This is a genomic window from Rhizobacter sp. AJA081-3 (genome assembly GCF_017795745.1).
Classification (GTDB): Bacteria; Pseudomonadota; Gammaproteobacteria; order Burkholderiales; family Burkholderiaceae_C; genus Piscinibacter.
Map to the genome: position 1 here is coordinate 4,751,656 of NZ_CP059067.1, position 26,074 is coordinate 4,777,729.

24 protein-coding genes and 1 pseudogene are annotated in these 26,074 nt (G+C 70.2%); 15 read left to right on the forward strand and 10 right to left on the reverse strand.

What is annotated here, in order from left to right; genetic code table 11:
• Positions 1-30: 30 nt before the first annotated feature.
• Positions 31-2,457: a serine/threonine-protein kinase gene (locus HZ992_RS22530; protein ID WP_209384027.1), complete on the forward strand. Its 2,427-nt coding sequence runs from the start codon at positions 31-33 to the stop codon at positions 2,455-2,457.
• A 9-nt stretch (positions 2,458-2,466) separates the two neighbouring features.
• Here the strand turns inward: HZ992_RS22530 and HZ992_RS22535 are convergent, their stop codons facing one another.
• Positions 2,467-3,024 (reverse strand): ECF-type sigma factor, encoded by a 558-nt coding sequence (locus tag HZ992_RS22535; RefSeq protein ID WP_209384028.1) that lies wholly within the window; start codon positions 3,022-3,024, stop codon positions 2,467-2,469.
• 150 nt (positions 3,025-3,174) lie between these two features.
• Between HZ992_RS22535 and HZ992_RS22540 the strand changes: the two genes are divergently transcribed.
• Together HZ992_RS22540 and HZ992_RS22545 are read left to right on the forward strand one after the other, a co-directional pair.
• Positions 3,175-3,798 (forward strand): hypothetical protein, encoded by a 624-nt coding sequence (locus HZ992_RS22540; RefSeq protein ID WP_209384029.1) that lies wholly within the window; start codon positions 3,175-3,177, stop codon positions 3,796-3,798.
• A 32-nt stretch (positions 3,799-3,830) separates the two neighbouring features.
• Positions 3,831-4,256, forward strand: a complete 426-nt coding sequence (locus HZ992_RS22545; RefSeq protein WP_209384030.1) for a hypothetical protein — start codon at positions 3,831-3,833, stop codon at positions 4,254-4,256.
• A gap of 31 nt (positions 4,257-4,287) precedes the next feature.
• On the opposite strand, the gene pntB is transcribed toward HZ992_RS22545, so the two are convergent.
• Entirely contained in the window at positions 4,288-5,703 is a 1,416-nt protein-coding gene (gene pntB, locus HZ992_RS22550; protein WP_209384031.1) for a Re/Si-specific NAD(P)(+) transhydrogenase subunit beta, read from the reverse strand.
• A gap of 10 nt (positions 5,704-5,713) precedes the next feature.
• Complete coding sequence (locus HZ992_RS22555; protein ID WP_209384032.1) at positions 5,714-7,291, reverse strand: Re/Si-specific NAD(P)(+) transhydrogenase subunit alpha; 1,578 nt, start codon at positions 7,289-7,291, stop codon at positions 5,714-5,716.
• Positions 7,292-7,379: 88 nt separating this feature from the next.
• Between HZ992_RS22555 and HZ992_RS22560 the strand changes: the two genes are divergently transcribed.
• Positions 7,380-7,877, forward strand: a complete 498-nt coding sequence (locus HZ992_RS22560) for an NUDIX hydrolase (RefSeq protein ID WP_209384033.1) — start codon at positions 7,380-7,382, stop codon at positions 7,875-7,877.
• A gap of 33 nt (positions 7,878-7,910) precedes the next feature.
• Here the strand turns inward: HZ992_RS22560 and HZ992_RS22565 are convergent, their stop codons facing one another.
• Together HZ992_RS22565 and HZ992_RS22570 are read right to left on the reverse strand one after the other, a co-directional pair.
• Entirely contained in the window at positions 7,911-8,108 is a 198-nt protein-coding gene (locus HZ992_RS22565; RefSeq protein ID WP_209384034.1) for a hypothetical protein, read from the reverse strand.
• Between the two features lie 143 nt (positions 8,109-8,251).
• Entirely contained in the window at positions 8,252-9,097 is an 846-nt protein-coding gene (locus HZ992_RS22570) for an HTD2 family dehydratase (protein ID WP_209384035.1), read from the reverse strand.
• A gap of 38 nt (positions 9,098-9,135) precedes the next feature.
• Here HZ992_RS22570 and mnmA point away from each other — a divergent pair, with 38 nt between their 5' ends.
• The gene (gene mnmA, locus HZ992_RS22575) at positions 9,136-10,242 is read left to right on the forward strand and encodes a tRNA 2-thiouridine(34) synthase MnmA (protein ID WP_209384036.1); all 1,107 of its coding nucleotides are present in this window, start codon (positions 9,136-9,138) and stop codon (positions 10,240-10,242) included.
• Between the two features lies 1 nt (position 10,243).
• On the opposite strand, the gene HZ992_RS26080 is transcribed toward mnmA, so the two are convergent.
• Entirely contained in the window at positions 10,244-10,909 is a 666-nt protein-coding gene (locus HZ992_RS26080; protein ID WP_209384037.1) for a CAP domain-containing protein, read from the reverse strand.
• A 200-nt stretch (positions 10,910-11,109) separates the two neighbouring features.
• Between HZ992_RS26080 and HZ992_RS22585 the strand changes: the two genes are divergently transcribed.
• The 4 genes from HZ992_RS22585 to HZ992_RS22600 are packed head-to-tail and all read left to right on the forward strand — an operon-like array spanning position 11,110 to position 15,308.
• A complete protein-coding gene (locus HZ992_RS22585) occupies positions 11,110-11,712 on the forward strand; it encodes a methylamine utilization protein (protein WP_245213213.1) in 603 nt (200 codons plus the stop codon).
• Positions 11,709-14,156 carry a putative bifunctional diguanylate cyclase/phosphodiesterase gene (locus tag HZ992_RS22590; protein ID WP_209384038.1) on the forward strand — a complete coding sequence of 816 codons (2,448 nt, stop codon included), beginning with the start codon at positions 11,709-11,711 and terminating at the stop codon, positions 14,154-14,156. Before HZ992_RS22585 ends, HZ992_RS22590 begins: the two co-directional genes overlap by 4 nt.
• A gap of 43 nt (positions 14,157-14,199) precedes the next feature.
• Positions 14,200-14,673, forward strand: a complete 474-nt coding sequence (locus HZ992_RS22595; RefSeq protein WP_209384039.1) for an OsmC family protein — start codon at positions 14,200-14,202, stop codon at positions 14,671-14,673.
• Positions 14,674-14,675: 2 nt separating this feature from the next.
• The gene (locus HZ992_RS22600; protein WP_209384040.1) at positions 14,676-15,308 is read left to right on the forward strand and encodes an FMN-binding negative transcriptional regulator; all 633 of its coding nucleotides are present in this window, start codon (positions 14,676-14,678) and stop codon (positions 15,306-15,308) included.
• A 24-nt stretch (positions 15,309-15,332) separates the two neighbouring features.
• Here HZ992_RS22600 and HZ992_RS22605 read toward each other — a convergent pair whose 3' ends face one another.
• Positions 15,333-16,712: a sigma-54 interaction domain-containing protein gene (locus HZ992_RS22605; protein ID WP_209384041.1), complete on the reverse strand. Its 1,380-nt coding sequence runs from the start codon at positions 16,710-16,712 to the stop codon at positions 15,333-15,335.
• Between the two features lie 133 nt (positions 16,713-16,845).
• Here HZ992_RS22605 and HZ992_RS22610 point away from each other — a divergent pair, with 133 nt between their 5' ends.
• Genes HZ992_RS22610 through HZ992_RS22620 form a run of 3 tightly spaced genes read left to right on the forward strand, consistent with a single transcriptional unit; the run spans position 16,846 to position 19,957 of the window.
• Positions 16,846-18,183 carry a methanethiol oxidase gene (locus HZ992_RS22610; protein ID WP_209384042.1) on the forward strand — a complete coding sequence of 446 codons (1,338 nt, stop codon included), beginning with the start codon at positions 16,846-16,848 and terminating at the stop codon, positions 18,181-18,183.
• Positions 18,180-18,863, forward strand: coding sequence for an SCO family protein (locus HZ992_RS22615; protein WP_209384043.1), 684 nt, complete (start codon positions 18,180-18,182; stop codon positions 18,861-18,863). The genes HZ992_RS22610 and HZ992_RS22615 overlap by 4 nt, the downstream gene beginning before the upstream one ends.
• Entirely contained in the window at positions 18,860-19,957 is a 1,098-nt protein-coding gene (locus tag HZ992_RS22620) for a cytochrome-c peroxidase (protein ID WP_209384045.1), read from the forward strand. Before HZ992_RS22615 ends, HZ992_RS22620 begins: the two co-directional genes overlap by 4 nt.
• Before the next feature lie 72 nt (positions 19,958-20,029).
• Here the strand turns inward: HZ992_RS22620 and HZ992_RS22625 are convergent.
• The 3 genes and pseudogenes from HZ992_RS22625 to HZ992_RS22635 all read right to left on the reverse strand — a co-directional run bounded on the left by HZ992_RS22625 (position 20,030) and on the right by HZ992_RS22635 (position 22,657).
• Positions 20,030-20,533 (reverse strand): annotated as a pseudogene (locus HZ992_RS22625) (single-stranded DNA-binding protein).
• A 123-nt stretch (positions 20,534-20,656) separates the two neighbouring features.
• Positions 20,657-21,946 (reverse strand): ATP-binding protein, encoded by a 1,290-nt coding sequence (locus HZ992_RS22630; RefSeq protein WP_209384046.1) that lies wholly within the window; start codon positions 21,944-21,946, stop codon positions 20,657-20,659.
• 18 nt (positions 21,947-21,964) lie between these two features.
• Positions 21,965-22,657 (reverse strand): response regulator transcription factor, encoded by a 693-nt coding sequence (locus HZ992_RS22635; protein WP_209384048.1) that lies wholly within the window; start codon positions 22,655-22,657, stop codon positions 21,965-21,967.
• Between the two features lie 136 nt (positions 22,658-22,793).
• Between HZ992_RS22635 and HZ992_RS22640 the strand changes: the two genes are divergently transcribed.
• The 3 genes from HZ992_RS22640 to recQ are packed head-to-tail and all read left to right on the forward strand — an operon-like array spanning position 22,794 to position 26,070.
• A complete protein-coding gene (locus HZ992_RS22640; protein WP_209384049.1) occupies positions 22,794-23,129 on the forward strand; it encodes a cysteine rich repeat-containing protein in 336 nt (111 codons plus the stop codon).
• 41 nt (positions 23,130-23,170) lie between these two features.
• Positions 23,171-24,109, forward strand: a complete 939-nt coding sequence (locus HZ992_RS22645) for a hypothetical protein (protein WP_209384050.1) — start codon at positions 23,171-23,173, stop codon at positions 24,107-24,109.
• Positions 24,110-24,165: 56 nt separating this feature from the next.
• The gene (gene recQ, locus HZ992_RS22650; RefSeq protein ID WP_209384052.1) at positions 24,166-26,070 is read left to right on the forward strand and encodes a DNA helicase RecQ; all 1,905 of its coding nucleotides are present in this window, start codon (positions 24,166-24,168) and stop codon (positions 26,068-26,070) included.
• The last annotated feature ends 4 nt before the right edge of the window (positions 26,071-26,074 follow it).

Consider the following 26,074-nt stretch of genomic DNA (forward strand, 5'->3'; position numbering starts at 1 on the left):
GCGCAAACGCTTTTCGATAGTCTGCGGCGCATGCCTGCCACCCCCGTGAACGCCCAAGCCGAACGGGATGCGCTGGCGCTGTTCGACACCGCGCTCGATGTCTCGCCCGGCGCGCGCGAGGCCTGGCTCGGCGAACGCTGCGCGGGGGACGAGGCCTTGCTGGCGCGGGTGCGTGCGCTGCTGCATGCCGACGCTGCGGGCAGCGTGCTCGTCGCGGGCAGCGTGGTCGAGGGTGTCGCCGCCGGTGGCGGCTCCGTCCTTCCGCCCGCCCAGGTCGGCCCCTACCGCCTCGAGGAGCTGATCGGCAGCGGCGGCATGGGCGCGGTCTACCGCGCCAGCCGCAACGACGGCCTGTTCGAGCAGACGGTGGCCATCAAGTTCGTGCGCCCCCTCGGCGGCCGGGTTCCGGTCGAGGCCTTGATCGATGCCGAACGCCGCCTGCTCGCGCGCATGCAGCATCCGGGCATTGCGCGCATCCTCGACGGCGGCACCACCGCCGACGGCCTTCACTACCTCGTCATGGAGTTCGTGCGGGGCCTGCCGATCGACGAGCACGCGACGCGACACGACCTCGATGCGCGCCGGCGCGTCGCGCTGCTGCGCGAGGTCTGCGATGCGGTGGCCGACGCCCATCGCCATCTCGTGCTGCACTGCGACCTCAAGCCGGCCAACATCCTCGTCGACGAATCGGGCGCGCCGAAGCTGATCGACTTCGGCATCGCACGGCTGCGCGATGTGATCGACCCCGCGCTGCCGCACGGCTTCACGCGCGACTACGCGAGCCCGCAGCGACTGGCCGGCGAACCGCCGACGGTGGCCGACGACGTCTATGCGCTGGGCGTGCTGCTGGTGGAGTTGCTGACGGGGCAACGGCCCGGCAACGCGGCATCCGCCGGGCCCGACGGCGCGCTCGACACCGAGCTCGCCGCCATCGCCCGGCAGGCGCTCGCCGAGTCCGCACAGGCGCGCTACGCCAGCGTCGACGCCTTCGCCGCCGACCTGCAGCGCTGGCTCGCCCTCCTGCCCGTCGCCGCGCTTCCCGGCCACTGGCGCTATCGTGCGCGCAAGATGGTCCAGCGGCACCCCTGGCGCGTGGCGGCCGGCGCGCTGTCGCTCGGCGGCCTGGTGGTGGCGCTGGCCGTGATCGCCACGCTCTATGCGCGTGCCGATGCCGCCCGGCGCGACGCCGAGCAGCGTTTCGGCGAGGTGCGTTCGCTGGCGAACTACATGCTCTTCGACCTGGACGCGCGGCTGGAATCGACCCCCGGCACGACGGCCATCCGGCGCGGCCTGGTGGAGCGCAGCCAGCAGTACCTCGACACGCTCGCCGGCACGGCCGGCGACCGGCCGGAGCTGCAGCGCGAGGTGGCCGTCGGCCTCGGGCGGCTGGCCGAGATCCAGGGCGGCTGGGCGATCCCCAACCTGGGCGAACGCGCCGCGGCCCGGCCCACCTTCGAACGCGCCGAAGCGATGCTCACCGCGCTGGTGCAGCGCCGCCCGGGCGAATGGGCCTGGCGGCGCGACCTCGGCCGCGTCCAGCAGCGGCTGGGCGACTTCTACGGCGGCGTCGACAACGATGCGAGAAAGCAGCTGGCCAAGTCGCGCGAGGCCGAGGCGAACCTGCAGCGCGCGCTCGACGCCGCCGTGGCCATGAATGCCACGGCCCGCGACCAGGCCGAACTGCACACGCTGCTCAGCAGTGCGCGGCTGGCGCAGGCCTTCGCGATGGACTGGATCGACGAGTCGCCCGCCGCCATCGCGCTGGCCACGGCCGAGGAAGCGCGGCTGCTAGCCCTGCCCGATGCTCTGCGCGGCGAGATGGACTTCGGCTACCGCGCCGGCCGCGCCGCCGGGCAGCTCGGCGACTCGCTGTTCTTCCTCGACCGCTTCGAGGAATCGCTGGCCGCCTACCGGCGTGCCCAGCAAGCTTATGCGCAGGCGCTGGAGCGCACGCCGAACGACCGACGCCTGCTCGACGGCTCCGCGGTGAGCCGCTGGGCCTCGTCGCTGGCGCTGAGTGAGCTCGGCCGGCACGGCGAGGCGCTGGGCGACAACGACACCGGGCTGGCGATGGTCACCCGCCTGATCGCGCTCGACCCCGGCAATGACAACGCACAGCGCCTGATGCTGATCCTGCGCAGCGACCGATCCATGCTGCTGGGCCGCCTGTCGCGACACGACGAGGCGATCGCGCTGGCCGAGGACGTGCTGCGCGAACGTCGCGCCCGCGCGATGCGCGCGCCCGACATCTCCGAGCCGGCGCGCGATGCCGTGGTGCCGCTGCATGCGCTGGCCGACCTGTACTGGCGCCAGGGCGACGCGGCGGCCGCCTGCGCCGCCTCGCGCCGCGCGATCGCCGCCTGGGCCGAGTACGAGAAGCGCTGGGGGCTGACGGAGCTCGACCGCAAGCAGAACGCCGAGAAGGAGCGCGAGGCGGGGCAGCGCTGCAGCCGCTGATCGCCCGGCTCAAGGCCCCAGCGCGTCGTGCAGCCAGGCGCGGGCTGCGCGCCAGCGGCGCTTGACCGTGGCGGCCGAGCTACCGTCGAGCAGCGCGATCTCCTCGACCGTCATGCCGCCGAAGTAGCGACGCTCGACCAGCAGCGCCAGCTCCGGAGACACCTCGGCCAGGCGCTCCAGCGCTTCGTGCAGCGCCTCGACGTCGAGATCCGAGCGTGGCTCATCGGCAATCGTCGACACCAGCGTGACCTGCACGCCGGCGTCGCGCCGCGCCGCGCCCTCGTGGCGCACGTGGTCGAGCAGCACCTGCCGCATCACCTGGCCGGAGTAGGCGAGGAAGTGGGCACGGTCGCGTGCCGAGACATGGTCCTGCCCCATCAGCTTGAGCGCGGCGCCGTGGACGAGCTCGGTCGGCGCCAGCTGGTGGCGCATGCGGTCGCCGGCCAGCATCCGCCGCGCCAGGCGGCGCAGCTCCTGATAGACAGCGGCCAGCAGCGCATCGCGCGCGTGCGCGTCGCCGTCGGCGGCCTGGCGCAGCAGCTCGGTGACGGCGGGTTCAGGGTTCATCGCGGGCCGTGGTGTGCGGCTCACTCTAGCCCAGCCGCGGCCGCCGTTACAAAAAAGATCGGCACGGCGTGATCCGTTCTCAACGGGTTTTGCGCCTCTACCAGGACAGGCGGGCCATGGGTGCCCGCCGTCCCGGACCGAGGAGGCCCCATGTCCCCGAACTCAAGCCGTCTGCCTCTGATCGCCGCCGCCCTTGTCGTGCTGACCGGGCCCGCCGCCGCGCAGGACTACGACGCGATGCTCCGGCAGCAGATCCAGCTGATGAACGCGAACATCGCGCGCGGTCAGCAGATGGTCGAGAACAACGTGCGCCAGCGCATGGCCGACCCGCAGGTGCAGGCCGGCTACCGGCAGCACCTGGCGCAGATGCGCGCCGCCGGCCGCCCACCGATGGACTACCCGACCTACACCTACAACTGGATCTACACGAACGGCTACTCCGCGCAGGGCATCGCCCATGCGCGCGCCACCGAGGCCGGCATCGCCAGCGCCGAGCAGGCCAAGGTCCAGCAGCTGCGCGAGGCCGAGCGCCAGCGCGGCGCGGCACAGCAGCAGCAGCGCGACAGCTACGCACGCAACCAGCAGGAGGCCGGCCGCCAGCTCACCGGCCAGAGCACCTACCTCGCGCCGAACGGTGCGGCCCTCGTGCTGCCGCACACCTGGCAGCCGAACACGCAGCACGTGCACCAGGGCCAGACCTACCGCGTGGACGCCAGCGGCCAGTACCAGGTGCTGGCAGCCAACGGCTGGTGGGTCCCGCTGCAAGCACGCTGAGCCCCGGCCCATCACCCCAAGGAGGAACGACGATGACACACCCCCCGCTGAAACGCGCCGCGCGACTGGCGCTGACCGCCCTGCTCTCTGCCATGGTGCTCGCCCCGCTGAGCGCCCAGGCACAGACCTGGGAATACAAGTCCTACAAGAGGAGCCTGGGCGGCCAGTACAACAAGGAAAACTTCGTCGTGGGCACCATCAAGCTGGAGGAGAAGGACGGCAAGGCGACGTTCTTCACCAACGCCGGCGTCATGGATGCCTGCCGCCGCGCCGAGGTGCCGGCGCAGGTGACTCGCACCGACGCCGAGATCACCATCGAGCCGGAGATCTCGCTGGCCGGCTGCGAGAAGTTCCGCCTCGTCATCCGCACCGACGGCAGCGGCGGCCGCCGCGAGCTTTGGCGCAACGACAAGTGGGTCGACTCGAAGTGGGACCACGGGCTGACGCCCAAGCAGTGATCGATGCGCCGCCTTCGCGGCGCAGCGCCGCTCAGCTGTTGAGCGCGGCCTGCACCTCGTCGAGCATCTTCTTCGCGTCGCCGAACAGCATCCGGTTGTTCTCCTTGTAGAACAGCGGATTGTCGACGCCGGCATAGCCCGAGGCCATGCTGCGCTTCATCACGATCGAGGTCTTGGCCTTCCACACTTCCAGCACCGGCATGCCGGCGATCGGGCTGGAGGGATCTTCCTGCGCGGCCGGGTTCACGATGTCGTTGGCACCGATGACCATGGCCACGTCGGTGGCCGGGAAGTCCTCGTTGATCTCGTCCATCTCGAGCACGATGTCGTAGGGCACCTTGGCCTCGGCGAGCAGCACGTTCATGTGGCCCGGCATGCGGCCGGCCACCGGGTGGATGCCGAAGCGCACGTTGACGCCCTTGGCGCGCAGGATCTTGGTGATCTCGCACACCACGTGCTGGGCCTGTGCCACCGCCATGCCGTAGCCCGGCACGATGACGACGTTCTTCGCGTCCTTGAGCAGCTCGGCCGTCTCCACCGCGCTGATCGGCGTCACCTCGCCGGCCGGCTGCGCGGCACCGCCGGCTCCGGCCGGGGCGGGCGCACCGCCGCCGAAGCCACCGGCGATCACGCTGATGAAGTTGCGGTTCATCGCGCGGCACATGATGTACGAGAGGATCGCACCCGAGGAGCCGACCAGCGCGCCGATGACGATCAGCAGGTCGTTGCCGAGCATGAAGCCGGTGGCCGCCGCCGCCCATCCGGAGTAGCTGTTGAGCATCGAGACGACCACCGGCATGTCGGCGCCGCCGATGGCCATGACCATGTGGATGCCGAACAGCAGCGCGATCACCGTCATCACGAGCAGCGGCGTCAAACCCGCCTGCATGGTCTCGGCCTGCAGGAAGGCACGGCCGAACCAGACCACGAGCAGCAGGGCGACCAGGTTCATCCAGTGCCGGCCCGGCAGCAGCATCGGCTTGCCGCCGATCTTGCCCGACAGCTTGCCGAAGGCGATCACCGAGCCCGAGAAGGTGATGGCGCCGATCAGGATGCCGATGTAGACCTCGCCCTCGTGGATGGCCTTCTCGGCCGGCGTGGCGAAGACGATCGAGGTGTCGACGTAGCTCGCGAAGCCGACCAGGCAGGCCGCCAGGCCCACCAGGCTGTGCATCAGCGCGACGAGCTCGGGCATCTGCGTCATCTGCACCTTCTTCGCGGCGTACAGACCGATGCTGCCGCCGATGACGAGGGCGCCGATGATCCAGGCGTAGCCGGCCGGCGTGACGCGTGGGCTGAGCACGGTGGCGATCACCGCGATCGCCATGCCGATCATGCCGAACAGGTTGCCGCGGCGGGCGGTCTCCGGGTTGGCGAGCCCTCCGAGGCTGAGGATGAAGAGGATGGTGGCGCCGATGTAGGCGACGGTGGCGAGACTGGCGGTCATCTTCGTGGCCTCACTTGCGGAACATGGCCAGCATGCGACGCGTCACCGCGAAGCCGCCGAACATGTTGATGGCGGTCAGCACGAGCGCGAGCACGGCCATGCCGAGGATCAGGGCATTCGGCCGGTCGGCGCCGGCGCCCTCGAGCGGCGGCGCGATCTGGATCAGCGCGCCGATGGCGATGATCGAGGAGATCGCGTTGGTCACGCTCATCAGCGGCGTGTGCAGCGAGGGCGTGACGTTCCAGATCACCATGTAGCCGATGAAGCAGGCCAGCACGAACACCGTGAAGTGCGACAGGAACGAAGCCGGCGCGAACATGCCAACGACGAACAGCGCGAGCGCGCCGACGCCGAAGGTGATGGCCAGCGACTTGGCCGACATCGGCTCGCTGGCGCCATGGCCGTGGCCCTTGGCGGCAGGTGCCGCCACCGCGGCGGGTTTGGGCGCGGGCGCCGGCAGCTTGAGCGGCGGCGCCGGCCAGGTGATGGCGCCGTCCTTGATGACCGTGAGGCCGCGGATGGCGTCGTCTTCCATGTTGACGTTGACGACGCCGTCCTTGGTCTTGCACAGCTCCTCGGTCAGGCGCAGCAGATTGTTCGAGTAGAGGGTCGAGGACTGCTTGGCCAGCCGGCTGACCAGATCCGTGTAGCCGACGATGGTGACGCCGTGCTTGACCACCGATTGGCCGGGTTCGGTCAGCTCGCAGTTGCCGCCCTGCTCGGCCGCCATGTCGACGATCACGCTGCCGGGTTTCATGCTCCTCACCATCTCGGCGGTGATGAGTTTCGGCGCGGGCTTGCCCGGGATCAGCGCGGTGGTGATGATGATGTCGACCTCGCGCGCCTGCTTGGCGTACATCTCGCGCTGCGCCTGCTGGAAGCCTTCGCTCATGACCTTGGCGTAGCCGCCGCCGCCGGAGCCTTCTTCCTCGTAGTCGACCTTGACAAACTCGCCGCCCAGCGAAACCACCTGGTCAGCCACCTCGGCGCGCGTGTCGTTGGCGCGCACGATGGCGCCCAGCCCCGCGGCCGTGCCGATCGCGGCCAGGCCCGCCACGCCGGCACCGGCGATGAACACCTTGGCCGGCGGGATCTTGCCCGCGGCCGTGATCTGGCCGTTGAAGAAGCGGCCGAAGGCGTTGGCCGCCTCGATCACCGCGCGGTAGCCGGCGACGCCGGCCATCGAGGTCAGCGCATCCATCTTCTGCGCGCGCGACAGCTGGCGCGGCAGCGCGTCGATCGCCAGCACGGTGGCTTTCCTGGCCGCGAGCGCCTGCATCAGCTCCGGGTTCTGCGCCGGCCAGACGAAGCCGACCAGCGCACCGCCTTCGCGCATCAGCGCCACCTCGTCGAGGCTGGGCGGGCGCACCTTGAAGACGATGTCGCTCTTCGCCCAGAGCTCGGCGGCGCTGCCGATCACCTCGGCCCCGGCGGTGCGGTAGGTGTCGTCGTCGAAGTTCGCCGCGGCGCCGGCGCCGCTCTGCACGGCCACCGAGAAGCCCAGCTTGACCAGCTTCTCGACCACGTCGGGCACGGTCGCGACGCGCTTTTCCCCAACCGCCGTCTCCAGCGGGACTCCAATCAGCATGGGATGCTCCTCGGTCCTTGTTATGTGCGGATTCTGGCATTCTCCACGGCCCACCGGCCCGATTCGGTGCCTGACTAACATCTCAGCCATGACTGAACGTTGGAAGCCCAGTGTCACCGTCGCCGCGATCATCGAGCGCGACGGCCGCTACCTGCTCGTCGAGGAGCACACCCCGGAAGGGCTGAAGCTGAACAACCCGGCCGGCCACCTGGACCCGGGCGAGAGCCCGCAGCAGGGCGTGGAGCGCGAGGCGCTGGAGGAAACGGCCCGGGTCTTCACGCCCGACCGGCTGGTCGGCGTCTACCTGTCGCGCTTCCGGCGGCCGGCCACGGGGGAGGATGTGACCTACGTGCGTTTCGCCTTCGGCGGCACGGTGGGAGAAGCGGATGCGTCACGCGCGCTGGACGATGGCATCGTGCGCACGCTGTGGATGACGCTGGACGAGGTGCGCGCAAGCCGGATGCGACACCGCAGCGGGCTGGTGCAACGCTGCATCGAGGACCATGCATCCGGGCGGCGGCTGCCGCTGGACACGATCACGACCGATCCGACGGTCTACACGCCGGAGATCAAGCCGGGCGGCTGAGCGCTGCGGCCCGGCCCGCCGGCGGAGCGTGGATTACTTGCCGAGCGGCGCCTTGCCGGTCGGGTCTTTCCAGTCGCGGTAGTGGGGCAGGTCGCCCAGGCCGCTGTCGAGCTTCTCGCCCTGCACCTGCACCGTGGGTGCCGAGGCGGTGTCGGCCGGCGCGGCGCCGGCGGGAACGAGCGTGACGGCGCCCAGGGCGCTGGCCAGGACGGGGATCCAGAGGGCTTTCATCGCGGTTCCTTCTTCCACCGGAGGGCGGTGAAGGGACTCTAGTCACCGGGCCGGCGGAATGACTGGAACAAGATCACAGTTGCATAGCCTTGCGTCGCGCGAAAGGCCTCTGTCCGTGACGATGTGCGCGATCGGCGGCCAGGTCAGGTGCGCAAGGTGGCCACGGCGTCCATCGTCAGCCAGCCTTCGTGGTCCTGCGCCCACAGCCGCACGGTGTCGCCCTCGCGCTGGCCGTTGACTCGCAAGGGGTGCAGGTCGAAGGTCGGCCGCACGGCCTTGAAGCGGAAGCCGGCCACGTCGGCGTCGGGCAGTTCGCGGCGCAGCAGGTCCATCAGCAGCGTGGCGATCAGCGGGCCATGCACGACCAGGCCCGGGTAGCCCTCGACCTCGGTGACGTAGCGGCGGTCGTAGTGGATGCGGTGGCCGTTGAAGGTGAGCGCGGAGTAGCGGAACAGCAGCACGTCGTCGGGCACGATCTCGCGCTGCCAGGCGGCGCCCTGCGGCGCCGGTTGAGGTGGCGGCTCAATGTCGCCCGGCTGCTTCGCATCGCGGTAGACGATGTCGTGGAACTCGACCAGCGCCGGCTCCTCCGCGCCGCCGACGCGGATCTCGTGGCGCACCTTCACGAAGACGAGCGGGCCGCTTCGTCCCTCCTTGGCCGTCACATCGGCGATCGTCGAGCTGCGCTCTGCACGGTCGCCTACGCGCAGCGGCGCGCGGAACTCGAACTGGCTGCCTGCCCACATGCGCCGCGGCAGCGGCACCGGCGGCAGGAAGCCGCCGCGCTTCGCGTGGCCGTCGGGGCCGAGTTCGCTCTGGCGATGCAGCGGCAGGAAGTACAACCAGTGCCACAGCGGCGGCAGCGCCGTGCCCAGCGCCACGTCCCAGGCCGGGTGGTCCAGCGTGGCCTTTAGCGCGGCCACCGGCGTAGCGCCGAACACGTCGTGGCGCGTCTCGCTGCGGCCGATCCAGTCGGAGAAGTCGTCCATGCCGACAGTGTGCCGCGGCCCCGCCGGATAATCCCGCCATGGGCAAACAACGGGTCGTCGTCGGGCTGTCCGGCGGCGTCGACTCCGCCGTCAGCGCCTGGCTGCTCAAGCAGCAAGGGCACGAGGTCGTCGGCATCTTCATGAAGAACTGGGAGGACGACGACGACTCCGAGTACTGCTCGAGCAACGTCGACTTCGTCGATGCCGCCGCGGTGGCCGACGTGATCGGCATCGAGATCGAGCACGTCAACTTCGCCGCCGACTACAAGGACCGCGTCTTCGCCGAGTTCCTGCGCGAGTACCAGGCCGGCCGCACGCCCAACCCCGACGTGCTGTGCAACGCCGAGATCAAGTTCAAGGCCTTCCTCGACCATGCGATGCGGCTGGGCGCGCAGAAGATCGCCACCGGGCACTACGCCCGCGTGCGCGAACGCGCGGGACAGTTCGAATTGCTCAAGGGCCTGGATCCGCTGAAGGACCAGAGCTACTTCCTGCACCGGCTGAACCAGGCGCAGCTGGCCAAGACGCTGTTCCCGGTGGGCGAGCTGCCCAAGACCGAGGTTCGCCGCCTGGCCGAGGAGATCGGCCTGCCGAATGCGAAGAAGAAGGACTCGACCGGCATCTGCTTCATCGGCGAGCGGCCGTTCCGCGAGTTCCTCAACCGTTACCTCGCCAACACGCCCGGGCCGATCAAGGACGACCGCGGCCGCACGATCGGCGAGCACGTGGGCCTGAGCTTCTACACGCTCGGCCAGCGCAAGGGCATCGGCATCGGCGGGCTGAAGGAGCGCGGCGCGGCCAAGGGCGGCAGCGAGCACGAACCTTGGTTCGTGGCGCGCAAGGACATGGCGGCGAACACGCTTCATGCGGTGCAGGGCCACGATCACCCCTGGCTGCTTTCGCCGGCGCTGCATGCCGACGATGCGAGCTGGGTGGCCGGGCAGCCGCCCGCGGCGGGCACGTACGGCGCGAAGACACGCTACCGGCAGGCCGACGCCGCCTGCGCTTTCGAGGCCGATGGCACAAGGGCCTTCTCGCTGCGTTTCGGCGAACCGCAGTGGGCCGTCACGCCGGGCCAGTCGGCGGTGCTCTACGACGGCGAGGTCTGCCTGGGCGGCGGCGTGATCGACGCAGCGCTCGTTTGACTCAGCGCGGCCGCGCCAGGTCCATCGTCCAGTAGTTGGAGTAGGTGGTGGCCTGGCTGCCCCTGACGATGCACGCCATGCCGATCTGCGTGAAGTTCGGGTTCATGATGTTCGCGCAGTGGCCGTCGCTGGCCATCCAGCCGTCCATCACGATGTTCACCGTGCCGTAGCCGGCGGCGATGTTCTCGCCCAGGGCGCTCCAGGCGTAGCCGGTGGCATTGACGCGCGTGCTCAGCGTGCTGCCGTTCGAGCCGGTGTGCGAGAAGAAGTTGTTCGTCACCATGTCCTGCGAGTGCGCGGCTGCGGCCTGCGTGAGCTGAGTGCTCCAGGTCAGCGGCCCGGCCGGCGCGAAGCTGCCCCGCGCCCCGCAGGTGGCCCCCGCGGCACGCAGCTGGTTGACGCGCGCCAGCGTGCTGGCCACGAAATCGGGCAAGGCGCAGGTGGTGTCGGCCGACGGCGCAGGTGCAGGTGCAGGTGCAGGTGCAGGTGCAGGTGCAGGTGCAGGTGCAGGTGCGGGTGCAGGTGCGGGTGCCGGAGCCGGAGCCGGGACAGGCACCGGCGCACCGGCGTTACTCTCGGGCGCCGCGGTATCGCCGCCGCCACCGCAAGCGGACACGAGTGCCGCGAGCCACAGCGTGGCCAGGCGACGGGAAGTGGGGGATGACATGGGCGGCAAGGCTAGCCATCCGTGCCCGGCACAGGGGTGAAGAACGGTAAGCACCCGTCTCGAAGCCTGCACGGGCGTGACATGCACCACGGCACCCGGGCGAACTCAAGTCCCTGCCTGCGCTTCCGATAGTCATCATGCGGTGCCCCCTACGAGGCATCGATTCGCCCGTCCCGGCCCTGCCGCATCCCGTGCCCTTCATGCCTGCCGTCCGCCTTGCCCTGTTGCTCGCCGCCGCCGCCCCGCTCGTGCAGGCGGCGCCCTTGAGCGTCACCGTCACCGACGCGGCGGGCAAGCCGCTGGCCGATGCGGTCGTGATGCTCGAGCCAGCCACAGGCAAGGCGCCGGTCAAGCCACTGCCCGACGTCGAGATCTCGCAAGCCAAGCGGCAGTTCAACCCGCGCGTGACGTTGATCACGGTGGGCACCAGGGTCGCCTTCCCGAATTTCGACACGGTGCGCCACCACGTCTATTCGTTCTCGCAGGCGAAGACCTTCGAGCTCAAGCTCTATGCCGGAGTGCCGGCCGCACCGATCGTCTTCGACAAGCCCGGCCTGGCCGTGCTCGGCTGCAACATCCACGACCGCATGGCGGCCTGGGTGGTGGTGGCTGACACGCCCTGGTTCGCGCGCACCGCGGCCGACGGCACGGCGCGCATCGATGGCGCACCTGCGGGCGCCTACCGCCTGGCCGCCTGGCACCCGGGCCTGCCGGCCAACAGCGCGCCCGTCGTGCAGAACCTGCTGATCGGCAGCAGCGAGCAGCGCGAGACGGTGCAACTCGCTGTGGACGCCGCGCCATGACCACCCTGCGGCATCGCGCCACACGCTGGTTCCACGCGTCGCTGGGCGCGCGCGTGGTCGCACTGTTCCTCGGCCTGCTGGCGCTGGTGCAGATTGCCAGCTTCAGTGCCATCAGCGTCGGACTGAACGGGCATGCGCGCAGCACCCTGCCCGACCAGCTGGCGGTCGGCGAACGCGTGCTGAAAGCACTGCTCGACCAGCGCGCCCAGACGCTGACCGAGGCCGCCCGCGTGCTCGCCGCCGACTACGGCTTCCGCGAAGCGGTGCTGTCGGGCGACCGGCCGACCATCGGCTCGGTGCTCGAGAACCACGGCGAGCGCATCGGCGCCACCGAGGTGGCCCTGCTGGGCACCGACTTCTCGCTGATCGCCACCGCCGGCCACGGCATGGAACGCAGCGACCTCGCCCCCGCCGCTGCGGCGCTGGCCGCCCTGCCGGCGCACAGCAGTGGCACCAGCGGCCTGGTGCTCGTGCAGGGCCGGCCTCACCAGCTCGTGCTGGTGCCCATGAAGGCGCCGTTGCAGGTCGGCTGGGTGGCGATGGGATTCCCGCTCGACGACCGGCTGGGCAAGGACATGCGGCAGCTCTCGGCGCTGCACCTGACGCTGCTCGCACGCGAGCAGGCCGAGGCGCCGTGGCACAGCATGCTCAGCACGCTCTCTCCGGCCGCCGCGCAACGCCTGGCCGGGCAGGACTGGCCGGCCCAGCCGCCGGGCATGACGCCGGTGCTCGTGGACGGCGAGGAGTTCGGCGTCCGCGGCCGCTGGCTGACGGCACTGGGCGAGCCGCGCGCCGGTGCGGAGCCGGGCGCCGCGGTGCTGGCGCTGGTGTCGCTGTCCATCGACGCCGCCACGCGCACGCCGCGCGACCTTCAATACGGCCTGCTGGCGATCACGCTGCTGGCCTTCGGCATCTTCGCCGTCGGCAGCCTGTACACCACGCGCCGCGTCACCACGCCGCTGCGCCAGCTGACGCAGGCCGCCGAGCGGCTCGGCTCGGGCGACTACGACACGCCGATGCGCGGCCTGGGACGCAGCGACGAGATCGGCCAGCTCGCGCAGTCGTTCGAGGCCATGCGCGTCAGCGTGGCCGAGCAGCAGGCGCAGAACCTGCGCCTGGCCTACTGGGACACGCTCACCGGGCTGCCCAACCGTGCGCAGTTCGGCAAGGCGGTCGCACAGGCCATCGCCGATGCCGGCGAGTCGCGCGCGCCGGTGGCCGTGCTGATGCTCGACCTCGATCGTTTCAAGCATGTCAACGACGTGCTCGGCTACCACTTCGGCGACCTGCTGCTGCAGGCCGTGGGCGAGCGCCTGACGCAGCAGGTGATGCGCGACGGCGACCTGGTGGCGCGGCTGTCGGGCGACGAGTTCGCGGTGCTGCTGCGATCGGGCGACGCGGCGCTGGCCGACTCGGTGGCGCAGCGCATCGCGCGCGCCTTCGAGCAGCCGCTCACGCTGCAGGAGCAGAAGGTCGACATGGGCGCGGGCATCGGCATCGCCTGCTGGCCCGAGCATGCAGCCGACGCCGACACACTGATCAACCGTGCCGAGGTGGCCATGTACGCCGCCAAGCACCGTGGCAGCGGCATGCTCATGTACGACCCGGCGCTCGACGCTGCCAGCGCGCAGACCTTGACGCTGCTCGGCGAGCTGCGCCAGGCGGTGGAGCATGGCGAGCTGCGCCTGTTCCTGCAACCCAAGCTGGCGCTGGGCACCGGCGCGGTGGTCGGTGCCGAGGCGCTGCTGCGCTGGCAGCATCCGACGCGCGGCCTGGTGCCGCCGATCCAGTTCATCCCCTTCGCCGAGCAGACCGGCTTCATCCGCACGCTCACGATGTGGGTGTTCGAAGCCTCCGCGCAGGCCTGGCGCGACCTGCACGCCGACGGCACGGTGCTGGTGCTGTCGGTCAACCTGTCGACCCGCGACCTGCTCGACCAGGACCTGCCGGCCAAGTTCGAGCGACTGCTGCTCAAGCACCGCGTGCCGGCCGAGGCCTTCTGCCTGGAGATCACCGAGAGCGCGATCATGGTCGACCCGCAGCGCTCGCTGGACACGCTCAAGCGCCTGTCGGGCATGGGCTTCAAGCTGTCGATCGACGACTTCGGCACCGGCCACTCGTCGTTCGCGCAGCTCGGCGGCCTGCCGGTCGACGAGCTGAAGATCGACAAGTCCTTCGTGATGGCCATGGAGAGCGACCCGAAGCAGGCCAGGATCGTGCAGTCGATCATCGACATGGCGCACACGCTGGACCTCACCGTGGTCGCCGAGGGTGTGGAAGACGCCAAGGCCTGGGACCTGCTGCGTGACCTGCGCTGCGACCAGGCGCAGGGTTACCACATGGGCAAGCCGATGCCGGCCAACGATTTCCTGGCCTGGTCGGCACGCTGGGTCGAGCGGCGCCGCATGCCCGGCGCCCCGGCCGCGACGACCCTGTTGCACTGAGGGTTCGCGGCAGAATCGGGCCTTCCGCAAACCGGAGCCCGCCATGTCCGACCACTTCGCCACCGTGCACTGGCAGCGCGGCGAGCAGCCCTTCAGCGACCGCCGCTACAGCCGGCGCCACGAGTTGCACTTCGACGGCGGCGCCGTCGTGGCCGGCTCCTCGTCACCGCATTCGGTGCGCGAGCCCTACTCGGACGCGAGCGCGGTCGACCCCGAGGAAGCCTTCGTCGCTTCGCTGTCGAGCTGCCACATGCTGTGGTTCCTCGACCTGGCCTGCCGCGCCGGCTGGGTGGTGGACGACTACCGCGATGCGGCCGTCGGCCAGATGGCCAAGGACGAGCGCGGCCGCATGTCGATCACGGTCGTCACGCTGCGCCCGGCCGTGCGCTTTGCCGGCGACAAGCGCCCGGACGCCGCCGAGATCGCCCGCCTGCACCACGCGGCCCACGAGGAGTGTTTCATCGCCAACTCGGTTCGCAGCGACGTGCGCTGCGCACCGGTCATAGAGGAAGACTGAGCATGTACCTGCCCAAGCACTTCGAGGAGACGCGTGTCGAGGTCATGCACGCGCTCATGGCCGCGCATCCGCTCGGCCTGCTGGTGACGAACGGCGCCGACGGCCTGCAGGCGAACAGCATCCCCTTCATGGTCGACCCGAACCCGGCGCCGAACGGCACGATGATCGCCCACGTGGCGCGCGCCAACCCGCTGTGGCGCGAGTCGGCCGGCACGCCGGTGCTGGTGGTCTTCCAGGGCCCGCAGGCCTACGTGAGCCCGAGCGGCTATCCCAGCAAGGCCGAGCACGGCAAGGTGGTGCCGACCTGGAACTACATCATGGTGCAGGCGCGCGGCAGGCTGCGCGCGATCGACGATGCGGCGCATCTGCATGCGCTGGTATCGCGGCTGACGGCCACGCACGAGGCGGGGCGCAACAAGCCCTGGGCGGTGGACGACGCGCCGCGCGACTACATCGACGCGACGCTGAAGGCCATCGTCGGCATCGAGATCGAGATCGAGGCGCTGGTGGGCAAGTGGAAAGTCAGCCAGAACCGCGGCACCGCCGATCGCCAGGGCGTGGCCCGCATGCTGGCGGCCGAGGGCGGCGAGGCCGCCGAGGTCGCGCAGCAGGTGATGCGGCCGGGGCGGGCCTGACGAACCGCGGACCCTCAAGACCACTCAATCGGCGGCACCGACTCGCTCTTCGCGCAACCAGCGGTACAAGGTTCGCTCGGATACGCCCAGCTTGCGTGCCGCCGCGCTGCGATTGCCCCGATGTGCCGCCAGCACCTTCGCGACCTGTGAACGGTCGCTGCCCCGCGGCGTCGCCGCCGCCGAATCTGGCTCAGGGTCGGCGGATGCGGCGTGCTGATCGCCGGGCTCCGCCGCAAGTCGCGCCAGCATCCGCGCATCGATCAGCCCGTCTGCGGCCTGCGCGGCGCCGCGGCTGACGAGCTGGCGCAACTCCCGCACGTTGCCCAGCCAGGGTTGCAGTCGCAGCCATTCCAGTGCATCGGGCGTCAGCCTGGGCACGACACCTGTCTGCTCGCGGAGCTGGTTCAGAAAGTGGCCGGCCAGGAGTTCGATGTCATCGACACGTTCGCGCAAGGGCGGCAGCGTGACCTTGAGCCCGGCGATCCGGTAGTAAAGGTCGGCCCGGAAGCGCCCCGCCTGGACTTCGGTGAGCAGGTCCCGGTGCGTCGCGCAGATGACGCGGACGTCGACCCGCTTGGGGCTGCCCTCGCCGAGCCGGCGCAGCTCGCCCGTCTCGAGCACCCGCAGCAATTTCGCCTGAACCTCGGGCGCCAGTTCGCAGACGTGATCGAGCAGCACGGTGCCGCCGTGGGCCTGTTCGAACAGCCCCGCGCGAGTGCTCATCGCGCCGAAGTACGCGCCCCGCACGTGGCCGAACAGCTCGTCTTCGGCGAGCGCCGCCGGCAGGGTTGCGCAGTCCACGGTCACGAAGGGCCGATCGGCGCGCGGCGAGCTGGCATGCACATGCCTGGCCGCGAGCTCCTTGCCGACGCCGGTCTCGCCGAGCAGCAGGACGGGAAGCGTGAAGCGCGCCGCACGCGCCAGATCGGCCAGCGCGATGACGAAGGCCTGGCTGCTCCCGAGCAGTGACTCCTCCGAAGGCGCCGGTGCGACCGGGCGCGACTGCAGCGGCGTGATCGACTCACCGAGCAGCAGCTGGCCCCCCAGCCTGACCGGATAGCCCACGATGCGCACGACATCCTGCCGCGCGCCACAACCGTAGTGCACATGCACGACTTCGGTCGACTCGCCGGTGGACATCACGGCCTGCAGGGGGCAGGCCTCGCCATGCTCGTGGCAGGGCGACGACCGGTGGTGCGACACCTGGTGGCAGTGGAAGCCCTCGATCTGCTTTGGCGTCAGACCGTACAGCGCGGCGTAGTGATTGTTGGCCGCGACGATGCGATAACGAGCATCGATGAGCACGAACGGATCCGCTCGCGCCTCGATCAGCGAACGCAGATCGGCTACATCGGACTTTGCTGACATGCAAGCCACAATGTCATGACACATCAACAGTGTCATGCGGGTAATCCAGCAATCTTCATGCAGCTCGCGCCGCCAGCTCGGCACACTGCAGCCTCCATGCGGCGGCACACTCGGCTTCCCAGCGGGCCTGCGTCGCACGGGCCCGCGCCAACAAGCCGAGGAGACCGTCATGACACTGCACCGTTCGATCGCTGCACTTTCCCGCTCGATCGTCGTCGCGGGCATCGCCGCCGCGTTCGCCCCCGCCCAGGCCGACGAGACCTGCAATTCGCCCTACATGGCCAAGCTGCTGACGGGCCAGGAGGACTACGTCCATGTCTGGACGCTCGGCGTCAAGGGCATGGGCGACGGCAACGACAAGCTGGTGACGATCGATGCCAACCCGAAGTCGAAGCAGTACGGCAAGGTCATCCACAAGATCGTGCTGCCGGGCCGGGGCGAGGCGCATCACATGGGCTTCACCGACGACCGGCGCTTCCTGTGGGCCGGACGCCTGGACGACAACAAGATCTTCGTCTTCGACATGAGCCGCCCGGACAAGCCTCGCCTGACGAAGACGATCACCAACCTGGTCGCGAAGACCGGCTTCGTCGGCCCGCACACGTTCTACGCCATGCCCGGCCGCATGCTCGTGCAGGCCCTGTCGAACGCCAAGGACCACGGCGGGCAGACCGGGCTGGTGATGTTCAACAACAAGGGCGACATCATCGAGAAGTACCCGATGCCCACGACCGACATCGGCGGCACCCAGGGCGACGGCTACGGCTACGACATCGCGATCAACCCGGCCAAGAACGTGATGCTGACGTCCAGCTTCACCGGCTGGAACAACTACATGATGGATCTGGGCAAGCTCATCAAGGACGGCGAGGCCATGAAGCGCTTCGGCAACACCATGGTGGCGTGGGACGTGAAGGCGATGAAGCCCTTGAAGGTCATGAGCGTTCCCGGGGCGCCGCTGGAGATCCGCTGGTCGCTGAAGGAAGGCGACAACTGGGCCATCACCGCGACGGCGCTGACCTCCAAGCTCTGGCTGATCAAGCAGGACGCGAAGGGCGAGTGGCAGGCCAAGGACGTCGCGACGATCGGCGATCCGTCCAAGGTGCCTCTGCCGGTGGACATCAGCATCACTGCCGACGGCAAGGGCCTGTGGGTCAACACCTTCATGGACGGCACGACGCGCTACTTCGACCTCACCAACCCGGAGCAGCCGAAGCAGACGTACACGATGAACACCGGCCGCCAGGTCAACATGGTGTCGCAGAGCTGGGACGGCAAGCGCCTCTACATCACATCGTCCCTGCTCGCCAACTGGGACAAGAAGGGCGAGGACAACGAGCAGGTGCTGCGCGCCTACGACTGGGACGGGAAGGCCCTGAAGCAGCGCTTCGAGGTCGACTTCGCCAAGCTCAAGCTGGGACGCGCACACCACATGAAGTTCACCGCACGCCCCGCCGGCCAGGAGCTCGCAGCGGCCGGTACGCTGATGGCCCGCGCACCGAAGTGAGACGCCGGCAGTTCGTGGCGGCTGCCGCGCTCGCGCCCTGGGGCGTGCGCGCGGCAAGCGATGCGCCGAACGGGCCGCAAGGCGCGGCCCGCGTGGACACCGCGCGCCTGCCTGCGCCGGGCACCTATTCACTGCCGCGGATCATGGATGCGCCCACCGGCCTCGTGCTCGACACGAAGGGCCGCGCCCATCGGTTCCACGGGCTGCTGCGCGGGAGACTGAGCGTCGTCTCCTTCATCTACAGCTACTGCCGCGACCCGCTCGGGTGCCCGCGGGCCTGGGCCGTGCTGGAGGATCTGCAGGCGGCCTTGCGTGCCGATCCCGGCCTGTCCGGCCGCACGCAGATCGTCAGCCTGAGCTTCGACCCGAGCCACGACACCCCCGAAGTCATGCGGCTTCTCGCCGGCTCGCGCGCCACCGATCCGGCCGTGCGCTGGCAGTTCCTGACCACCGCCTCGGTGGGCGCGCTGCTGCCGCTGCTGCGCGGCTTCGGGCAGGACGTCAGCATCGAGACCGATGCCGCCGGCCGCCAGACCCGCACCTTGAACCACCTGTTGAAGGTGTTTCTCGTCGATGCCGAACTCCAGGTTCGCGAGATCTACAGCGTGGCGACACTCGACCCGCAGGCGCTGCTGAACGACATCCGCACGCTGGACCTCGAACGGCGGCCGCCCCGATGAAGCGCGCCGGGATGGCCGGCCTGCTCGTCGGGCTGGTGCTGCTGCCGCTCGCCGCGACCTGCGTCGCCGGCACGCTCGGCCTGCCGCCCCTGCCGGGGCCGGCCCCGGCGCCAGCGCTGGCCGAGCTGGGCCGGCAGCTGTTCTTCGATCGTCGCCTGTCGGTCAACGGCACGCTGTCTTGCGCCATGTGCCACGTGCCCGAGCAGGGCTTCACCGTCAACGAACTGCGCACCTCGGTCGGCATGGAAGGCATCAGCCTGCGGCGCAACGCACCGACCCTGCTGAATGTCGCCTACGTGCGCGAGCTCTTCGTCGACGGCCGCTCTGCCAGCCTCGAGGCCCAGGCGCTCATGCCGGTCGTCCATCCGGACGAGATGGCCAATCCGGACCTGCGATCGGTGATGCGCCGCATCGCGTCGATGGCGGAGTACAGGAAGACCTTCCTGCGCGCCTTCGGCTCCACGACCCCCACGCCGCAGCGGGTGTCGGCCGCGCTGGCGGCGTTCGAGCGAACCTTGCTTGCCGGGGACTCGCCATTCGACCGCTGGCACTACGCCGGCAAGACGAAAGCGATCGATGAGCGCGCGCGTCGCGGCTACGCCCTCTTCATGGCGCAGGGCTGCGCGCAGTGCCACCCGATCGGCGCGCGCGATGCGCTCTTCAGCGACGGCCTGTTCCACAACACAGGGGTGCAGGCGCGCAGTGACGCGCGGCGCGACAGCGCCGCGAGCTTCACGCTGACCCCCGGGCTGCAGGCCCACCTCGATGCGGACGCGCTGCGGCGCATCGGCGTGCCCGACCTGCCCGACGACGGCCGCTACGAGGTGACGCGGCGCGAAGCCGATCGGCGAGCCTTCCGCACACCGAGCCTGCGCAACGTCGCGCTCACAGCGCCCTACATGCACGACGGCTCCCTGGCGACGCTCCACGAGGTCATCGACTTCTATGCCCAGGGCGGCTCACCGGATGATCCACGCCAGGACGCGCGCATCAAGCCGCTCGCACTCAGTGCGGACGACCGCGCCTGCCTGGTCGAATTCCTGGAAGCGCTCACGTCGGAAAGCCTCTCGCCAGGACGGTATCGCGCGCGATAGGGGCGGGAGCAGAAAGAAGGGCTCGTGGCGCCAAGGCCGCGAGCCCTTATTCGACGCTGTCGGAAGTACGTTCTAGAACGGGATGTCGTCGTCCATGTTGTCGAAGCCGGTGGCCGGCTTCGATGCGGGCTTGCTGGCGGCAGGTCGCGCGGCCGGCGCCTGGCGTTGCCCGCCACCACCACCGCCGCCGCCGTGCTCTTCACCGCGGTCGTCGCCGCCGCCACCGCCGCCGCCCATGCCTTCACGGCCGCCGAGCATCTGCATCTCGGTGGCGATGACTTCGGTGGTGTACTGCTCCTTGCCTTCCTTGTCGGTCCACTTGCGCGTCTTCAGGCGGCCCTCGACGTAGACCGAGCGGCCCTTCTTCAGGTACTCGCCGGCGATCTCGGCCAGCGGTCGTTAGAAGACCACCCGGTGCCATTCGGTCTCTTCCTGCTTGTCGCCGGATTCCTTGTTCTTCCACTGCCGCGTGGTGGCCACGCTGACATTGCATACCGCGTTGCCGTTGGGCGTGTAGCGCACCTCGGGGTCGCGGCCGAGGTTGCCGATGATCTGGACTTTGTTCAACGAGGCCATGCTGCGCTCTCCGCTGGGGAAATAGGGTGTTCGGGGCTGGTGTGCCGCGATTATCGCCCTGCGTGCCCCGCCGCACCCTCCCCCGGCACGGGGCTCCGCGGGGGAGTCGCCAGCTTCCCCCGATCAGGGGTGCCGCGGCAGCCGCACGCTGACGACGTGGCGGCCGTCGCGCCGCGCGAAATCCAGCTTGCCGCCCATTCGCGCGACCACCCGCGCCACGATCGCCAGGCCCAGGCCGGTGCCCGGCGTACCGCGCGCCGCGTCGCCGCGGGCGAAAGCCTGCAGCAGGCCCTCGCGCTGCGCCTGCGGCACGCCAGCGCCGGCGTCGCTGACCTCGATCAGCGCCGAGTCGCCTTCCTCGCGCACCAGCAGTTGCACCGGCGGCTTGCCGTGCTTGAAGGCGTTGTCGAGCAGGTTGGCGACGAGCCGCTCGACCAGCAGCGGGTGGCTGCGCACCAGCATCAGCGTGGGCGGGGCGTCGACCTGCAGTTCGGCCGCGCCGTGGCCGGTGGCCCCGGCGGCGGCGCGGGCCAGCGCGGCCAGGTCGGCGTTCTGGTCGAGCGAGAGTTCGCCGGCGCGCACATGATCGAGAAAGCTCTCGATCAACCGGTCGGCCACCTGGGTGTTGCGCACGATCGCCTCGCGCCAGTGCGCCGAGTCGGGCTCCTCGGGCAGCAGCCCGGCGGCCATGCGGATGCGCGCCAGCGGGCTGCGCAGGTCGTGCGACACGCCAGCCAGCAGGAGTGCGCGCTCGCGTTCGTGGCGCTCGAAGCGCTGCAGCAGTTCGTCATAGGCGGACTCGATGGCGGCGAGCTCGGGCGAGGCGCCATCGATGGGTGCGGCAGTGCGCGTGGGTTCGCCGGGCCGCTGCGACTGCATGCGAGCGCGCAGCTCCTCCAGCGGCCGGGTCAGCCGGCGCGTGAAGTACCAGCTCACCGCCACCAGCAGCAGCGCGCTGATCAGCACCGCCAGCAGCAGGCGGCCGGGGATCCGCGGCAGCAGCGCGATGTCGGTCAGGCCGAACCAGCGCAGGGCGCCGTCGGCCGTGCGCAGCTGCAGCCACAGCACGGCACCGCCGGCACCGCGGGCGATCACCGCGTCCTGCACCTTGAGGCCCCGGCGTGCGAGTTCGTCGTCCAGCGCGGCCATGCGCGGCGCGCCCACCGGTGCGCGCCAGGCCGGCGAAGGCCGTTTGTCGCTTCGCAGCAGCTCGCGAGGCACGGCAGGCATCGGCCCGTCGGCACCCACCGCCTGGCGCAGCGCCGGGGCCCAGCGCTCGGCCACCAGCCGTGCCACCGCAACGTTGCGCTCCACGTAGACCAGCACGCCGAACACGACCAGCAACGCGATGGCCACCAAGACCTGCAGCAGCAGCAGGCGCGCGAACAGGCTGTCGAAACGCGGCAGCTTCACGATGCGCCCGGTGCCCGCTCAGCGGGGCACGAAGACATAACCCTCGCCGCGCACGGTGTCGATCCAGTCCTTGCCGGGGCTGGCCTCACGGAGCTTGCGGCGCAGCCGCGCCACCTGCACGTCGACAGTGCGGTCCAGCGGCTTGTAGCTGCCGGCCTGCACCGCCTCGCTGAGCGCCTCGCGCGACAGCGCCTGCCCCGGCGCGCGCGCCAGTGCAGCGAGCAGCTTGTATTCGACACTGGTCAGCGCCACCGCGCGTTCATCGGCCAGCACCTCGCGCCGGAGCATGTCGATGCGAAGGCCCTCGAAGCGCAGCAGCGCGCCGTCGCTGCGGCCCGGCGCCTGGCGGCGCAGCAAGGCGCGCACGCGCGCCACCAGCTCACGCGGCTCGAAGGGCTTGGAGAGATAGTCGTCGGCACCGATCTCCAGGCCGAGCACGCGGTCCATCGGATCGCCGCGCGCGGTGAACATCACCAGCCCCAGGCCGGGCTGCGCAGCGCGCCAGCGGCGGCACAGGTCGTAACCGTTGGCGTCGGGCAGCATGACGTCGAGCAGCACCGCGTCGGGGCGCTGCTCGGCCAGTGCCCGTTCGCCGTCGCCGCCGGTCAGCACCGCATGCACCGCCCAGCCCTCGCGGCCCAGCAGCTCGGCGACCATCGCCGACAGCTCGGCGTCGTCGTCGACGATCAGGACCAGCGGTTTGGCACTCATGCGGCGGCAGTGTAGGGCGCGGAAACATCCTGTTCCCTTGCATTGCAGAACTGTCGCAATTCGTCGCGCCGCATGTGCTTCCATCGTGTCACGTGGCGCGTTCAATGGACACCTGCCACTGCACGAGGAACCAAACATGCGATTGCCACCCCAACTGCTGGCCGCGCTGGGACTGCTGATCGGCGCATCGGCCGTGTTTGCCGCCGATGCACCCGCCGGCACCTGCCGCGACGACGCGAAGAAGCATTGCGCCTCGGTGCAGCCGGGCGGCGGACGTCTGATGACTTGCCTGAAGGACAAGCAGTCCGAGTTGTCCTCCGCCTGCCAGGCGGCGCTGCCGGTGATGGAGCGCTGCGCGCAGGAAGTGAAGTCCGCCTGCGGCACGTCCGGCAAGCGCGGCATGCGCGAATGCCTGCGCAGCCAGTCCGACAAGATCAGCCCCGAATGCCGCAGCCTCGCGCCCCAGCGCTGAGGCCCCGGTTCATCCCACCCCTCTTTTCTCAGGAGTCCGATATGAAGAAGAACGCAAACGCCCGCCTCGCCCTGATCCCTGCCGCCGCCTTGCTGGCGCTGCTGGCTGCCTGCGGTGGCGGCGGCGACGACGCCGGCACGCCCGTCACCGGCGTGACCGAATCGCAGGCGCAGGCGATGAGCGCCAACAGTGCCGTCGTGCCCAGCGAGACCACCGATGCTGCGACGACGCTGCTCAGCACCACGCAAGCGGTGGTGGCCGGCGGCACGGCGAGCCAGACCTACAACTGCGTCGGCGGCGGCACGGCGATGTTCACCGCCACCGGCGGCAGCCTGGGCAGCCTGACCAACGGGCAGCTCGACGCCGGCGAGATCTACAGCGTGACCTACACCAACTGCGTCGGCAGCGCGGGCGCGGCCAGCCTGAACGGCAGCGCGACGCTGACGGTGGTGTCGGCCGCGGCCGGCGCGGTGGAAGTGACCACGAGCACCAGCGGCATCGTCATCACGCTGCCGCAGCGCGTGCTGACGCTCAACGGCACCTCCACGCTGTCGCAGACGGTGGTGACCAGCGGCGCCAGCACCACGACGACCAACCACTGGACCTCGCCGCAAATCGTGGTGACCAGCCAGCGCAATGCGCGCAACAGCACCTTCACGCTGACCGGCATCGACATCACCCGCAGCATCACCACCACCAACGGCGTGATCAGCGCGCGCAGCAGCAGCGGTACGCACACGATGAATGCGGTGCTGCCCAATGGCAACTGGACCGTCACCACCGCCACCAACGGCACGGTGAGCTTCGACGCCAACGGCGTGCCGACGCAGGGCGCCTGGACGATCACCCTGCCGAACAACCGCATTGGCGTGAGCGTGGTGCCCGGCACGCTGACCGTGACGGTGGACTTCGGCGCCGACGGCTCGATCGACCGCACCTACACCTTCACCAGCGCGACGATCGGCGCCGAGGCGGGCTGATCGATCCAGGCCCGGGAGCGGGCTGCGACAATCGCGGCTCACTCCCGCCGCCTGCCGTGCCCGTCTCCGAAGCCACCCCGACTGCCCCCACTGCCAGCACCACCGGCGGCGCGCCGCTGGCGATCCTGCAGCAGGTGTTCGGCTACCCCGCCTTCCGCGGCCAGCAGCAGGACATCATCCAGCACGTCAGCGCCGGCGGCGACGCGCTGGTGCTCATGCCCACCGGCGGCGGCAAGAGCCTGTGCTACCAGGTGCCGGCGATCGTGCGGCACCGGCGCGAGCAGGGCGTGGCGATCGTCGTCAGCCCGCTGATCGCGCTGATGCACGATCAGGTCGGCGCGCTGGAGGAAGCCGGCGTGCACGCCGCCTTCCTCAACTCCACGCTGACGCTGGACGACACGCAGAAGATCGAACGCGAGATGATGTCCGGCCGGCTCGTGCTGCTGTACGCCGCGCCGGAGCGCATCACCACGCCGCGCATGCTGGCGCAGCTCGATTCGCTGCACGAGCGCGGCCTGCTCAGCCTGTTCGCCATCGACGAGGCGCATTGCGTGAGCCAGTGGGGCCACGACTTCCGCGAAGACTATCTGGGCCTGAACGTGCTGCACGAGCGCTGGCCCGACGTGCCGCGCATCGCGCTCACCGCCACCGCCGACGACCTGACGCGCGCCGACATCATCACGCGGCTGCAGCTGCAGACGGCGCGCGTCTTCATCAGCAGTTTCGACCGGCCGAACATCCGCTACTCGATCGTCGAGAAGGACGAGGCCCGCAAGCAGCTGCTGCGCTTCCTGCGCGACGAGCACGAGGGCGACGCCGGCATCGTCTACTGCCAGAGCCGCAAGAAGGTCGAGGAGACCGCCGCCTGGCTGAACGACGAGGGCCTCACCGCGTTGCCGTACCACGCCGGGCTCGATGCCGACGTGCGCAAGCGCCACCAGGACCGTTTCCTGCGCGAGGACGGCATCGTGATGGTCGCCACCATCGCCTTCGGCATGGGCATCGACAAGCCCGATGTGCGCTTCGTCGCCCACCTCGACCTGCCGAAGAACATCGAGAGCTACTACCAGGAGACCGGCCGCGCCGGCCGCGACGGCGCACCGGCCGATGCCTGGATGGCCTACGGCCTGGCGGACGTGGTGAACCAGCGCCGCATGATCGACGAGAGCCCGGCCGAGGAGGAGTTCAAGCGCGGCCAGCGCAGCAAGCTCGACGCGCTGCTGGCGCTGGCCGAAGCGCACGACTGCCGCCGCGTGCGGCTGCTCGCCTACTTCGGCGAGGAGAGCTCACCCTGCGGCAACTGCGACAACTGCCTGAACCCGCCGGCCACCTGGGACGCGACTGAGGCTTCGCGCAAGGCGCTCTCCTGCATCTACCGCTTCCACCAGAACCGCGGCCAGCGTTTCGGCGCCGGCCACCTGATCGACGTGCTGCGCGGCAAGGTGACGGACAAGGTGACGCAGTACGGCCACGAACAGCTCTCGACCTTCGGCATTGGCGCCGATCTCTCCGAGACGCAGTGGCGCGGCGTGCTGCGCCAGCTCATCGCGCTGGGCCACCTGCGCACCGAGGGCGAATACAACACACTGGAGCTGACACCCAGCGCGCGCGAGGTGCTCAAGGGCGAGGTGGCGCTGCTGCTGCGCGTGCCCAGCGAAGCGCCGAAGCGGGGACGCACCGGCCGCGTCGCCAAGGCCGGCGGAGGCCGCGAGAAGCCCGCGCCGATCGCGCTCGACGACGACGGCCAGCGCCGCTACGCCGCGCTGAAGGCCTGGCGCGCCGAGGTGGCGCGCGAGCACAACCTGCCGGCCTACGTCGTGTTCCACGACGCCACGCTGGCCGAGATGGCGCGCGACCAGCCCGGCTCGCTCGACGAACTCGGCGGCATCAGCGGCGTGGGTGCGAAGAAGCTCGAGGCCTACGGGCGCGAGATCCTTCGCGTGCTCGGCGAGGCGGGCTGAGCGC